Origin of the sequence: Pantoea sp. R13S299 (genome assembly GCF_048515925.1) — a bacterium.
GTDB lineage: Bacteria > Pseudomonadota > Gammaproteobacteria > Enterobacterales > Enterobacteriaceae > Pantoea.
The window spans coordinates 1,559,060-1,571,120 of sequence record NZ_JBLYEF010000001.1 but is presented as its reverse complement, the minus strand read 5'-3'; the positions used below and the strand labels follow the sequence as shown (position 1 = coordinate 1,571,120).

Here is a 12,061-nt window from a genome sequence, read left to right as displayed (position 1 = left end):
TAAGTATACTTAAGCTTGGTATTTAAGCAATCTTAAATTTCAGGCTGAGGACGTGGCTGTTCAGCACGCAGTGGTTCCAGAGACCTTACCGGACAAAGGGGTGTGGCATGGAAAGTAGTCTTATTACCAGTATGGGTGCGTTAGTTCTGGGTGGGGGCGCAGCAGCACTGTTCTGGAAACCGTTATTGGCGGGTATCGCGTCAATCGTAACCAGTAATCGGGCAGGCGGCGAAATTATAACCAGCTACAAAGAGCAGGTGGTATTGCTGAAAGAGAGCAACCTGCTGATACGTGAGGAGAATGATGAGTTACGCGACCGGCACGACAGGAATCTGCGGCGTATCTCGACACTCGAAACCGATCTTCGGTTAATCAAGAATGCGGTAGGGATTTTACTGGCCATGACCGAAACCGATCACAACGATAAATTTCGTAATGAGATTGATCGGCTCATCTCAACTCTGGAGGATCATACCCATGCCAACGATCAATAGCACTAAAGCTCCGATGTCATACCGGCGCAAAGTTATTCTCGGCTGCATTCTGCTGAGCTGTTCGATGATTTGCATCCTGATGACGATTATTTTCCTGTATGTCAGTAACACGGCAAACAGGCGGATCGAGGAGATTCGGGCGGATTATCGGATAATTGCGGCGCGACGAGATGATCGGGTAGAACTGCTGACTGAACAGGTCGGCGCATTACAGCACAAGCTCGATACCATACCGGATCGTATAGCCGACAAAACGGTAACAAAAGTCAAAGAAGTGGTCATTGTCAGTGAGGCGCCAGCAACGAAGCCGGCTCAGAAACCGTAACTTCCGATTATTCCTAGTGCGGCTTCGCTATTATCGACTAGTTTTAAATCTCCGGGCGACATTTGTATCTGAATGCCCGCCCGCTGATTGGCCGGTTGATGAACCGCTAAGCCTAATCACTTTGGATAACTGACCAGAAGGAAATTTAGCATGAGCGATTCAACAGAAACCAAGACCAAAACTGACTATCTGCGTGACGTCACTTCTCAGCTAAAAGAGATGCGCCACTATGCGCAGACCAACACCGAAACCCTTTCCAGCCATTGGTTAGCGTTTGATGCCGGTGAGTACAAAGACAAGACCAACGCCGACCGGATCGATGCGTTGCTGAATAAGCAGGGTAAACTGCTGGAAGATCTGGATGCCGCTATTCAGGACATCGAGATTGAAATTAATCACAGCGAGCAGGAGAGCTAAGTCATCTCCCGCTAACTGATGCGGTGGCCGTTAAGGGATTAATCGGCCACCAGCCACATTTCCGCTTCGTCGAACATCTCCTCAACAATCCGCGCAACCGTCGCTTTATCGTTCTTACTTAAATCCGTATCAATCGCGTTACGTTCCATCGGCTTGACCTTGACTTCAATGTCAGGAAACACCCGATGCACCCGCTTTTCCAGCTCCTCACGAATCATCTCGCGAGCACCCGGTAAACCGGCAACGTTGCGCTTGTCATAAATTAACTCAACAAACATGATGGCAATCCATTCAGGGCAAAATCGCTGACATATAATACTGTAAATAAAAACAGTGGCAAGGCAGCGCGCCCGATTTCGCGTAAATTTTTATCTCGCGTAAACCGCGATCTTCGACTAGCAAAATGCGTACGCATCGCGACATAATGGCGGCTTACTCTTCAGGAGGCCTGCGATGCGACAACTGGTAATAGAAATTCTGCTTAAACTGTCAAAGATGGATGTGGATGCGAAAGAGCTGACTGCTCAGCTGGAAGCGCAGTCCCTGCTGGTTGCAGCGCTGCTGGTGCAGGCGAAACAGGATAACTCGCTGACCATTTCAGAAACGGTGCAGGATGCGATTATTACCGCTTCGCAATCTTCAACCGAATTTCTGCAGTCTGATGTTGACCTGCTGCTGACGCACATTAATCGTCTGCTCGCCGTCGCGAGTTATGTAGAAGTGAAAGGTAAGACTATGGAAGAGAGAGAGTAGGGCCAGGAAAAAATTCGCCTCTGAAGGTGGCAATCCAGCAACATCTCCAGAGGCAGTGCAAGCGCACTGTTTGTGTCAGGCATCTTCTGCGTGGCGCTGATTACAGCTCGTTTTTAATGCAAAACTCTTCCCAGCTCATCCCCAGCGACTCAGCATGAGATTTAAGATAGGTCTCGATCGCTTCAGCCGCTACCGCTTTATCCGGCTCAGCGAGCTGAATAGAGAAAATCATCCCATCCAGATTCTTCTGACGCAAAAAGGCCGCATAGATGCGTTCGGCATGCCATTCGCGCAGCTGTCGCAGTGACAGGTTGGCGGCACGGGCATCGCTCTCGGTTAATTCATCCAATGCAGACTGAAAGTCGGGATGCGCGGTAAAAAACATCTTGCGTGCCTGGGCATAGTAGGCTTCTGGCGTTTTCATGTTCATATTCCTGTAAGTCTGTTGCAGCGCGCCAGTGTAGCGGGTTGTTTATCGCTTGTCAGGCGTGGCAAAGGCCCTGGATGAACCCGCTTCGCCAGCGATTTGCCGGTCAAAACGCAGACCACTGAACTCGCTGCCGGTTAAATTCTGCCGCAATCAGGGTTTCCGTGGTGTCTGAACACCCAGATATCTTGCGTTACGCGGTGGAAAAATTATAACGTAGCCGCCATTGACGTGATCTTAGGGATTAAACATGAAAAAGTGGATGCTGATTGCCGCCCTGGCACTGAGTGGCTGTGCGCAAATTAACGATTATGAAAACGCGGTGCAGACGCCGGCGCCCGCTGATCTGCAGGGAACCTGGCAAACTGTCGGCCCACAGAGCAGCCTGATCAACGAAAAGGCGATGGCCAGCGTGATCATTAATGCGGATGGCAGCACCCTGGATTGCCGTCAGTGGATGCGGGTGATCGCGAAGCCGGGCAAACTGACGCGTCTCGGCGGCGATTATGTCAACGTGACACGCCAGCTGCGGGTGATGCCGCTGGTGGTGGAAAATGGCGAACTGAGCTACGACCGGATGACCCTGCGTAAAGTTGAGCGTCCGACCGTCGAATGTCAGCAGGCACTGGAAGAAGTCGCGAAGCAGCCAAAAGCCGCCGTGATTCAGAACATCGAACCGCAACTGCTGCGCACACCGATTACTGAAAACAACGCGAAGTCGTAACAGCAGACTTATAACAGAACCGCCCCGGTCGGGCAGAGCGCACTTCACGCTCTTGCCTGCCGGGGCGGTTTTTGTTTTTACCACGTCAATTCTATAAAGACTTTATTCTGCAACCACCCAGACGCTGACGCTGCCACCGTTACAGACAAACACTGCGGTGCCGTGCTCGTCAGCGGTAATGGTCTCTTCACGGTTCCCCAGGTGATCGCGCCAGACCTTACCGGCAAAACCTTCACCCATCGGCACGCTTTTCTCGCCCGCATCGCCGTTCGACATGATGACAACACAGCCCGGCTGCGTTTCGGTGCCACTGCGGCTGAATGCAACACAGTTGGGATGATCAAAATAGTCGGTCTGTACACCCCAGCCATACTGCTGGCGCGCCCGGATTAATCCTTCCAGTTCAGGGATCACCGGCATCTCAATTTTGTACTTCTCGCCGTCGCCGCCCTCATCTTCATAGCTTGCCCCGAACAGGTCAGGATAGAAAATGGTAGGCACACCCTGTTCACGCAACAGAATTAGCGCATAGGCCAGCGGTTTAAACCAGGCTTCAACCGGCGCTTCCAGCGACTGTAGCGGCTGGGTATCGTGGTTGGCAACGATGGTCACGGCATGCCAGGGATCAGCCACCACCAGCGAGTTGGCAAAAATCTGGCTCATATCGTAGGCGCTGCCCGCGGTCGAAGCCTGATGGAAGTTCATATGCAGCGGCGCATCGAACAGCATGGTTTTGCCTTCCACCTGATGCACATACTCCTGCAGCTTCTCGGTTTCAAACGACCAGTACTCCGCGACGATAAACATCGGCTCTTCAGCGACTTCCTGAATATGCTCGATCCACTCTTTGTAGAACCAGGCCGGGATATGTTTTACCGCATCCAGACGAAAGCCGGTGCAGGAGGGCACCTGTTCCATCACCCAGCGCGCCCAGTATTTCAGCTCTTCCCGGACCGCATTGTTGCGGAAATCGATGTTGGCACCCATCAGATAGTCGAAGTTGCCCAGCTCGTTATCGACCTGATCGTTCCAGCCTTCGGCGGTGTAGTCATTGATGATTTTGAATACGCCGTTTTCGTCCGGATTTTCGATGTGGTCTACGCCGCTAAAGCATTTGTGGTCCCAGACAAATTTCGAATATTCCCCGGCGCGGGCCGGAAAGGTGAATTTGGTCCAGGCTTCGCATTCGACAACCTCTTCATAAATTTCATCGCGGTTATCCGGATTGACTCGGTTAACGCTGATCGCCTCTTTCTCGTCAGCGCCCATCTTGTGGTTCAGCACCACATCCAGCAGCACCCCGACGTTGTGGCTGCGCAGGGCTTCTGTCGCCGCCAGTAATTGCGCTTTGTCGCCATATTTGGTGGCAACGCCACCTTTCTGATCAAATTCCCCTAGGTCGAACAGATCATAGCTGTCGTAACCGACAGAATAGCCACCAGAACCCCCTTTGTAGCACGGTGGCAACCACGCCATGGTGATACCGATTTCGCTGAGCCAGGCCGCGTGATCGGCGACTTCCGGCCACAGTTTGCTGCCATCCGGGTAATACCAATGGAAAAACTGTAATAACGTTGGGTTTTGCATGTACCACACTCCAGGGGATGATGAGAATCAAGTATGGAGTAAGCGGCAAAAAAGAGACGCCGCGCAGAGAAATAAATCTGGCGGCGTAGCAGAGCAGGGGATCAGGAGAGGGTTTCGCGCGGTACCATGACTAAACCGCCCTGACTGCTGTAGGCGGACATCACTGATTTCTGACGGGTGTTCTGACCGACCAGCGTGGCCAGCTCATCCATCCGCGCCTGCAGCAGACGTTTTACTTCGCATTCGTTATCCAGAATACGGCGCAGTACCGGGCGTAACTGCTCCTGCGTCTGCGACGAGGGCGACACAGCATCTGTCGATTGGGCTAAGTTCTGCACCGCACTGACATACTCCATCTCCCTGCTGATCAATTCATCCCATTCGCCCTGTACTGCATGACGCAGCATTCCGTGGCTGAGATCGAGTAACTGTTGGTAAACGGTAATCAGATGCGGTGCAGTTGTCATTAAACGGCGTCCTGAATCATTGAGTGAACCACTTCTTTCCACGCGTCCGCGATATTGCGCAGCAGGCCTTCGACCTCCTCAACCGCTGCAACATCATTGTGCAGGTTGGCATGCAACAGGCGACGCGTCATGTAGTTGTAAAGATCCAGCAGATTGTCTGCCAGCTCATCACCACGGTTTTCAGTCAGACCCTCTTTCAGGCCCGCTTCGATAATATTGATCGCTTTGGAGATGGAGCTGCCTTTGCCTTCAATATTGCCATCCTGCATAAACAAGCGGGCGCGGATTAACGCGCTCAGTGCACCGTCGAACAGCATACCAACCAGCTGCTGCTGGGTGGCGCTCATGACGGCGCTTTCGACGCCAATTTTTGCATAGGCTTTGGTGCCTGTAGCGCTGTACATGGTCACTCCTATGATTTATTAGAACTTGAGGTATCGAACTGCTGCGTCAGATACGTACTGGTCGAGTTGAGTTTACTGATGGCCAGATCAAGCTGAGTAAACTGTGTTTTATAGCGTGCGATATCCGCATCAATGCGATCGCTGGTGGTGTTATAGAGGGCGGTTAAGTTATTCAGTGTCTTGCTGACGCCATCGGTGGCGGACTGAACAATCCCTTTGGTCGATAACCAGCCCGTGATGTTGGTCGCGATTTTGGTGGTAATACCGGTGGTTTTACCGTCGCCCACGATCATCTCTTTTACGCCGGCGGAATCTTTATCCAGCGCTGCGTTAACCTTCGTTGTATCAATTAACAGTGAACCGGTTTTAGGATCGGTGGTGACACCAATCTGCCCCAGCGATTTGAAGGAAGAGGAGCTTTGCGCGTTGGTCAGCATGCTTTTCAGCTGCGTTTCAATCGTGCGCAATGTGCTGTCACCGATCAGGGCGCCATTGCCGGAGTCCTGAGAATCCGTGTTGGTATCAACCTTGGTGTATTTGGTCAGGGTATTGAACTGATCCAGCAACGTATTATAAGCAGATACCCAGCCGCTGATGGCGCTGGAGGCTTTTGACGTGTCTTTGGTAATCGTCAGCGACTGATCGCCAACTGTCTGCGCGGTCAGATTCAGGGTAATCCCTTCCAGCGCATCACTGATCTGGTTGCTGCTGTTCTCAATCGCAACGTTGTTAACCGTGAGCTGGGCATTCTGCGCTTTAACGCTTTGCGTCATCGGATTGCTGCTGGCAGAGGCATCAAAGCCCACAACGCCCTGCAGCGTGCTGTCGCCGGTAACGGCAATCGTTGCCACTGCATTGTCGCTGCCAGTTTTGTTGGCATTCATGGAGAGGCGGAAGCTGCCATCCGACACCTTAATAATGGTGGCAGTGACGCCGGCATTGGCGCCATTGATAGCGTCACGCATACCGGTCAGCGAAGTCTGATCGCTGGAGAGCGTCACGCTTTTGCTTGAACCATCTTTTAAGGTAATCGCGATGCTGCGGCTGGCCACTGAGCTATCGCCCAGCGCGGCGGTGTTGCTGCTCTGCACGGAGGAGGTCAGAACCTGCGCCTGCGCCAGCTGCGTCACGTTAATGGCATATTTACCGGCCACAGTGCTGCCAGAGGTCGTCGCGCTGAACGCCGTCGAGCTGCTGGCTGCGGTGGTCGAGGTAAACAGGTCAGCACTGTTCAGCTTGGTGTTGGCAGTCTGGAAAGTCGTCAGTGAACTTTTCAGCGTGGCATAGGCACTGAGCTTGGCCGTATAAGCCGACTGCTGCTTGGAAATGGGTGTAAGTGAAGCTTTTTCAGCGGTGGTCAAACTGTCAAGCATGGTACTGAGTGGCAGGCCGGAGCCCACACCAAGGTTGCTTATACTAGCCATGTTCATTCCTTTATAAGGTCGACAGAGAAATTGATACCTGGGTTATCGGCCTTGAATAAGGAAAGTTTAAGGTTATTTGCCTTAGGGTAATGAGGTAAATAAGCACTATAGAGAAGGGTAATTCAGCGGCTAGAAAATTAATGAATTAAGTCTAAAGAAGTTGGCAAGGTTGGCGATAACTTAAAACGTGACAGGTTGAAGCAGAAAAATTCGCCTGGTACTAAAAAAATTCTAAAGGTTGTTAAACGGCAGACGATAACAACTTTGACGGCGCTGAAGCCGGCGGGTTGAAGCCCACACCTTAACCGAAAGACTTGATTAACAGGAAAATTCATCATGGCCCAAGTCATTAATACCAACAGCCTCTCGCTGATCACTCAGAACAACATCAACAAGAACCAGTCAGCTCTGTCTACTTCAATGGAGCGTCTGTCTTCTGGTTTACGTATCAACAGCGCGAAAGATGACGCTGCTGGTCAGGCAATTGCCAACCGTTTCACCTCTAACATCAAGGGCCTGACTCAGGCTGCTCGTAACGCTAACGACGGTATCTCTGCTGCGCAGACTACTGAAGGCGCGCTGTCAGAAATCAACAACAACTTACAGCGTGTTCGTGAGCTGACTGTACAGTCTCAGAACGGCACCAACTCTGATTCTGACCTCGGTTCAATCCAGGACGAAATCAAATCACGTCTGAGCGAAATCGACCGCGTATCTGGTCAGACTCAGTTCAACGGCGTGAACGTGCTGGCTAAAGACGGCGCAATGAAAATCCAGGTTGGCGCAAACGACGGCGAAACCATCAACATCGACCTGAAGAAGATTGACTCTTCTACTCTGGGCCTGTCAGGTTTCGGCGTCTCTAAAAACGCACTGAAAACCAGCGATGCAATCTCTCAGGTTGGCGCAAGCGGTTCACTGAAAAACGTTGACCTGTCAGCTGTTGCTGCTTCTCTGAAAGTAGATGCAAGCTCACTGTCACTGAAAAACGTACAGACTTCAGCTGGCGCAGCCACTGCAACTTACGTTGTCTCTTCAGGCAGCGACAACTATGCAGTCTCTGTAGATGATGCGACTGGTAAAGTTGCACTGAACACCACTGACGTGACTTACACCGACACGGCTAACGGCGTTACTGCTGGTACTATGTCTGCTCAGTTCGTTAAAGTTGGCGGCGATGCAACTGGCGCAGCACAGGGTTATGTGACTGTTCAGGGCAAAGACTACAACACCGCAGCGGGTGCAATCACTGATGGCGGCGCAACACCTACTGCTGGCGTAGCAAGCGCTATCGGCGATATCGCTGATGCTGCTAACGCTAACAAGCACGTTGGTTCAGCTACCGCTAACCCACTGGCACTGCTGGATAAAGCTATCGCCTCTGTCGATAACTTCCGTTCAAGCCTGGGTGCAGTACAGAACCGTCTGAACTCAGCGGTGACTAACCTGAACAACACCACCACTAACCTGTCTGCAGCACAGTCTCGTATTCAGGATGCTGACTACGCAACTGAAGTTTCCAACATGTCTAAAGCACAGATCGTGCAGCAGGCTGGTAACTCAGTATTGTCTAAAGCTAACCAGGTTCCACAGCAGGTTCTGTCTCTGCTGCAGGGCTAATCGCCTTCGACCCAAATTCAAAACCCCGCCTCGGCGGGGTTTTTTTTATGCGTACGATTAGCCTGGTTTTTAATCCTTTCTCTGCCAATTACTCTCCTCGCTTTCATTTATCCTGACTCTGACCCTCATGCTTTTTAATACCCTGGTTGAGCAGGTAAATAATGAAAAATATTACTGTTGTGGAACCGCTGTTTGTCACTGCTTTTAAATGTATTGGCAGTGAGTGTCGCGATCATTGCTGCAAAGGCTGGGATATCAATCTGGATAAGCCCACGGTTAAGCGCTATCTGAAATCCTCACAGATTGAAATAAAAACCCTGGCGACCGAAAATATCGTCATTACCGGAAAAAGCGTCGCCAACTGGGGCACCATGAAGCTGAATGCCTCTGGCAACTGTGCTTTTATGGATGAAGAGTTGCTGTGCAAGGTGCACTCCACTCTGGGCGCCGAGGCATTGAGTAAGACCTGCTCTACTTATCCGCGCTCAGCCAGGACATTTAAATATGAACGGCAAAAGACGCTGGTGCTCTCCTGCCCGGAAGCCACCCGGCAGTTATTAGCCTCACCCGATGCCATGCTCTTCGAACAGACCATTCAGACTCAGCCAGAAGCCAATAAAGCCAAAGATCTCAATCAGCACAAGAAGCTGCTGAATCTGATGTGTCTCAATATTGTTAAAATGAGCGGTGAGAAGCTGGATGAAGCTTTTTACGCGCTGGCCACCTTTTTGCTGGCGGCTGAAAAAGTCAGCCCCCAAGAGGATTGGCTGGAAAAGATGGAACGTCATTTTTCTGACGTGCTCGATAATCTGGCACAGGGCGAAATCAGGCGGCAGCTTGACCAGATTAAGCCTGACCATAATCTGCAATGGTCTTTACTGTTGAGATTGCAGACCTGGTTCGGCGGAAAGACATACAGGCGTGCCTTTCCCACTCTGGATCACTATCTGAATAAGCTAATTTATATTTTGTCGGAAGGGGCTAAAACCGATGACGTCAGCCAGTCGATGATCCGGCTGGACAACGTCTGGCAAAATCAGGTTATGCCGTGGCTGGCTGAGCGCCCGTGGATCATGAATAACTATATTCAGTACCGCATTTATGATGAGTTTTTCCCTAATGATGAAACTCGCAGCCCGTTACTGAGCCTGTACCTTCTGACGGCAGAATGGTTCCAGCTTAAGTCACTGATAGCCGCCAGTGTTGAACTGGTCGGAACGATTGATGAGGAGGATATTATCAATATCATCTACAGCTACCACTCAATAACAAAACACAGTTCACAGTCAGTGAGTGCGTTTCTGGCAGAGATTAACAAGGTTAAGGTCAATGACGATTTGTCGCTGATTTACCTGCTGAAATAATCCCGGATGGCGTGCCGGGTGATTTTCACACCGCCACGCCAGGGCATTCGCACACAATAGTGAAGCAACCGTTGTCCAAAACCCTGACCTTAACGGTGCAGGCTCGCTTTCTCTCATCCCTATATTCCCAACCCGTTACAGTTCCCCCTCAGCCTGCCGATAACTCTCTACAGAACAACATCATTAATGATTTTAACTTTGTGGAGTGTCTATGCGCTTCAATTATGACCTGTTACCGGGCGAGCGGCTGACCTTCGAAGAGATCGCCCGGCGTTATGCCTTGCAATACCCCGATGATAAAGAGCTGACGGCGCGCGCCTTGCTGAGTCCGTCAACCGGCCTGCGCACGCTGAAAATTCGTGCCATTTTCGCGCAGGAGGAGAGCAACAGTCCGCTGGAGGACCTGCTGTTCATCTCTCATGACAACGAGCGTAAAAACTACCTGCGTCGCTTTGAGTACTACCTGAAGCAGAATCTCTCATTCCTCTATTTCCGTCGCAGCGAGAACGAGAAGCGCGACAACCTGTGGAAGGTGATGGGCAGCAGTCAGGTTTTTGCGATGATCGACCCGCAATCTGCCACGGCACAAAATCTGCTGAACAGTCGCGGATATAAACTGGTGATGATGCATCAGGATGATGATGACGCTTACTGGCAGCTCTTCAGTCCGCAGGCGGATCCCTGTTTTCCGCAATCGCAGCGCATTCAGTTCATCGTGGTGCTGAGTACGCCACAGCACAAAGTCCCGGCGGCGGTGATGCCAGGAACCGAAGTCGGGCGTCGCGTCAAAGCTCGGGTGCTGCAGCGCGCCAGTCAGGCGGAATTCAGCGCCGGTGTCAAAGCCCGCTACGGTGCCTGTGTGATGACCGGAACCGAGCTGACCGAACGCCACGGCTGGCCGTGGGTAGAAGCCTGCCATATCGACACGCTGGAAGGCGATGACGGCGTGCTGGCCGATAACAGCATCGATAACGGCCTGTTTTTACGCAGTGATTTACAGCGATTATTTATTAACCGACTGATTAGCATTAATGGTGAGTCGGGAGAGATTCAGGTGCACCCTGGCGACGAGGCGCGACAGCATATTGCGCCCTGGTATCAGGAGCTGGACGGTCGCATCTGCAGCTTGTGGGCCGCAGTGCCACCCGCCACGCGGCAACGGCTGCGCGCCCGTCGTTAATTGTCACTGATGAGTGCAGAAGGATCTGCACTCTGACGTAACAAAAATGAAATAGCCTCGTTTTACCCCGCCTATTCAGTCAATCGAAATCGTTACAGAATTGCATAATCATGCCGATAACTTCATTAACGCAGGATAGTCAACGTGAACGATTTCTATACCGCCGAAGGCGTGATGGACAAGCATTCGCTCTGGCAGCGCTACGTGCCGCTGGTGCGACATGAAGCGCTGCGTCTGCAGGTTCGCCTGCCGGCAAGCGTTGAGCTTGACGACCTGCTGCAGGCGGGTGGGATAGGGCTGTTAAATGCCGTAGAGCGCTATGACGCGCTTCAGGGTACAGCTTTTACCACCTATGCCGTGCAGCGTATTCGTGGCGCCATGCTCGACGAGCTTCGTAGTCGGGACTGGGCACCTCGCAGCGTGCGTCGTAACGCACGTGAGGTGGCCGGAGCAATGCACAGAGTGGAACAGTCGCTGGGACGCTCTGCCTCCGAGCAGGAAGTGGCGCAGCAGCTGAATGTTTCCATGGAGGAGTACCGGCAGATCCTGCTGGACACCAACAACAGTCAACTTTTCTCCTACGACGAGTATCGGGAAGAGCACGGCGACAGCGCGGAGCTGGTGACGGAAGGCCATGAAGAGGCTAATCCGCTTCACCAGTTGCTTGAAGGGAGTCTGCGTGAGCGCGTTATTGAAGCGATCGAAGCGTTACCCGATCGTGAAAAGATGGTGCTGACACTGTACTACCAGGAAGAACTGAACCTGAAAGAGATTGGCGCGGTGCTTGATGTGGGTGAATCCCGTGTCAGCCAGTTGCACAGTCAGGCGATCAAACGCCTGCGGGCCCGACTTGCGGGAGCGCGCTAGCAGTATCA

15 protein-coding genes are annotated in these 12,061 nt (G+C 52.0%); 9 read left to right on the top strand and 6 right to left on the bottom strand.

Annotated features, from left to right (window positions below):
* The first annotated feature begins 107 nt into the window (after positions 1-107).
* From ACN1CO_RS07660 to ACN1CO_RS07650, 3 genes are all read left to right on the top strand, one after another.
* A complete protein-coding gene (locus ACN1CO_RS07660; RefSeq protein ID WP_419138466.1) occupies positions 108-494 on the top strand; it encodes a hypothetical protein in 387 nt (128 codons plus the stop codon).
* Positions 478-819 carry a hypothetical protein gene (locus tag ACN1CO_RS07655; RefSeq protein ID WP_419138465.1) on the top strand — a complete coding sequence of 114 codons (342 nt, stop codon included), beginning with the start codon at positions 478-480 and terminating at the stop codon, positions 817-819. Before ACN1CO_RS07660 ends, ACN1CO_RS07655 begins: the two co-directional genes overlap by 17 nt.
* A 150-nt stretch (positions 820-969) precedes the next feature.
* Positions 970-1,236 (top strand): hypothetical protein, encoded by a 267-nt coding sequence (locus ACN1CO_RS07650; protein WP_003854505.1) that lies wholly within the window; start codon positions 970-972, stop codon positions 1,234-1,236.
* Between the two features lie 38 nt (positions 1,237-1,274).
* Here the strand turns inward: ACN1CO_RS07650 and ACN1CO_RS07645 are convergent, their stop codons facing one another.
* Positions 1,275-1,514, bottom strand: a complete 240-nt coding sequence (locus tag ACN1CO_RS07645) for a DinI-like family protein (protein ID WP_003854508.1) — start codon at positions 1,512-1,514, stop codon at positions 1,275-1,277.
* Between the two features lie 175 nt (positions 1,515-1,689).
* On the opposite strand from ACN1CO_RS07645, the gene iraP reads away from it, so the two are divergent.
* Positions 1,690-1,989 carry an anti-adapter protein IraP gene (gene iraP / locus ACN1CO_RS07640; protein WP_419138464.1) on the top strand — a complete coding sequence of 100 codons (300 nt, stop codon included), beginning with the start codon at positions 1,690-1,692 and terminating at the stop codon, positions 1,987-1,989.
* Between the two features lie 100 nt (positions 1,990-2,089).
* Here iraP and ACN1CO_RS07635 read toward each other — a convergent pair whose 3' ends face one another.
* A complete protein-coding gene (locus ACN1CO_RS07635) occupies positions 2,090-2,413 on the bottom strand; it encodes a DUF6388 family protein (protein ID WP_419138463.1) in 324 nt (107 codons plus the stop codon).
* Between the two features lie 253 nt (positions 2,414-2,666).
* On the opposite strand from ACN1CO_RS07635, the gene yedD reads away from it, so the two are divergent.
* Complete coding sequence (yedD, locus tag ACN1CO_RS07630; protein ID WP_419138462.1) at positions 2,667-3,140, top strand: lipoprotein YedD; 474 nt, start codon at positions 2,667-2,669, stop codon at positions 3,138-3,140.
* Between the two features lie 102 nt (positions 3,141-3,242).
* Here the strand turns inward: yedD and amyA are convergent, their stop codons facing one another.
* From amyA to fliD, 4 genes are all read right to left on the bottom strand, one after another.
* Positions 3,243-4,727: an alpha-amylase gene (gene amyA / locus ACN1CO_RS07625; protein WP_419138461.1), complete on the bottom strand. Its 1,485-nt coding sequence runs from the start codon at positions 4,725-4,727 to the stop codon at positions 3,243-3,245.
* A 101-nt stretch (positions 4,728-4,828) separates the two neighbouring features.
* Positions 4,829-5,194, bottom strand: a complete 366-nt coding sequence (gene fliT / locus ACN1CO_RS07620) for a flagella biosynthesis regulatory protein FliT (RefSeq protein WP_419138460.1) — start codon at positions 5,192-5,194, stop codon at positions 4,829-4,831.
* Positions 5,194-5,598 (bottom strand): flagellar export chaperone FliS, encoded by a 405-nt coding sequence (gene fliS, locus ACN1CO_RS07615; RefSeq protein ID WP_283547731.1) that lies wholly within the window; start codon positions 5,596-5,598, stop codon positions 5,194-5,196. Before fliS ends, fliT begins: the two co-directional genes overlap by 1 nt.
* Before the next feature lie 8 nt (positions 5,599-5,606).
* Entirely contained in the window at positions 5,607-7,022 is a 1,416-nt protein-coding gene (gene fliD / locus ACN1CO_RS07610) for a flagellar filament capping protein FliD (RefSeq protein WP_419138459.1), read from the bottom strand.
* A 336-nt stretch (positions 7,023-7,358) separates the two neighbouring features.
* Between fliD and ACN1CO_RS07605 the strand changes: the two genes are divergently transcribed.
* The 4 genes from ACN1CO_RS07605 (at position 7,359) to ACN1CO_RS07590 (ending at position 12,053) form a co-directional block, all read left to right on the top strand.
* The gene (locus ACN1CO_RS07605; protein WP_419138458.1) at positions 7,359-8,642 is read left to right on the top strand and encodes a FliC/FljB family flagellin; all 1,284 of its coding nucleotides are present in this window, start codon (positions 7,359-7,361) and stop codon (positions 8,640-8,642) included.
* Positions 8,643-8,803: 161 nt separating this feature from the next.
* Positions 8,804-10,006, top strand: coding sequence for a flagellin lysine-N-methylase (fliB, locus tag ACN1CO_RS07600; protein ID WP_419138457.1), 1,203 nt, complete (start codon positions 8,804-8,806; stop codon positions 10,004-10,006).
* Between the two features lie 211 nt (positions 10,007-10,217).
* Complete coding sequence (locus ACN1CO_RS07595) at positions 10,218-11,186, top strand: HNH endonuclease signature motif containing protein (protein ID WP_419138456.1); 969 nt, start codon at positions 10,218-10,220, stop codon at positions 11,184-11,186.
* Between the two features lie 144 nt (positions 11,187-11,330).
* Positions 11,331-12,053, top strand: a complete 723-nt coding sequence (locus ACN1CO_RS07590) for an RNA polymerase sigma factor FliA (RefSeq protein WP_003854529.1) — start codon at positions 11,331-11,333, stop codon at positions 12,051-12,053.
* The last annotated feature ends 8 nt before the right edge of the window (positions 12,054-12,061 follow it).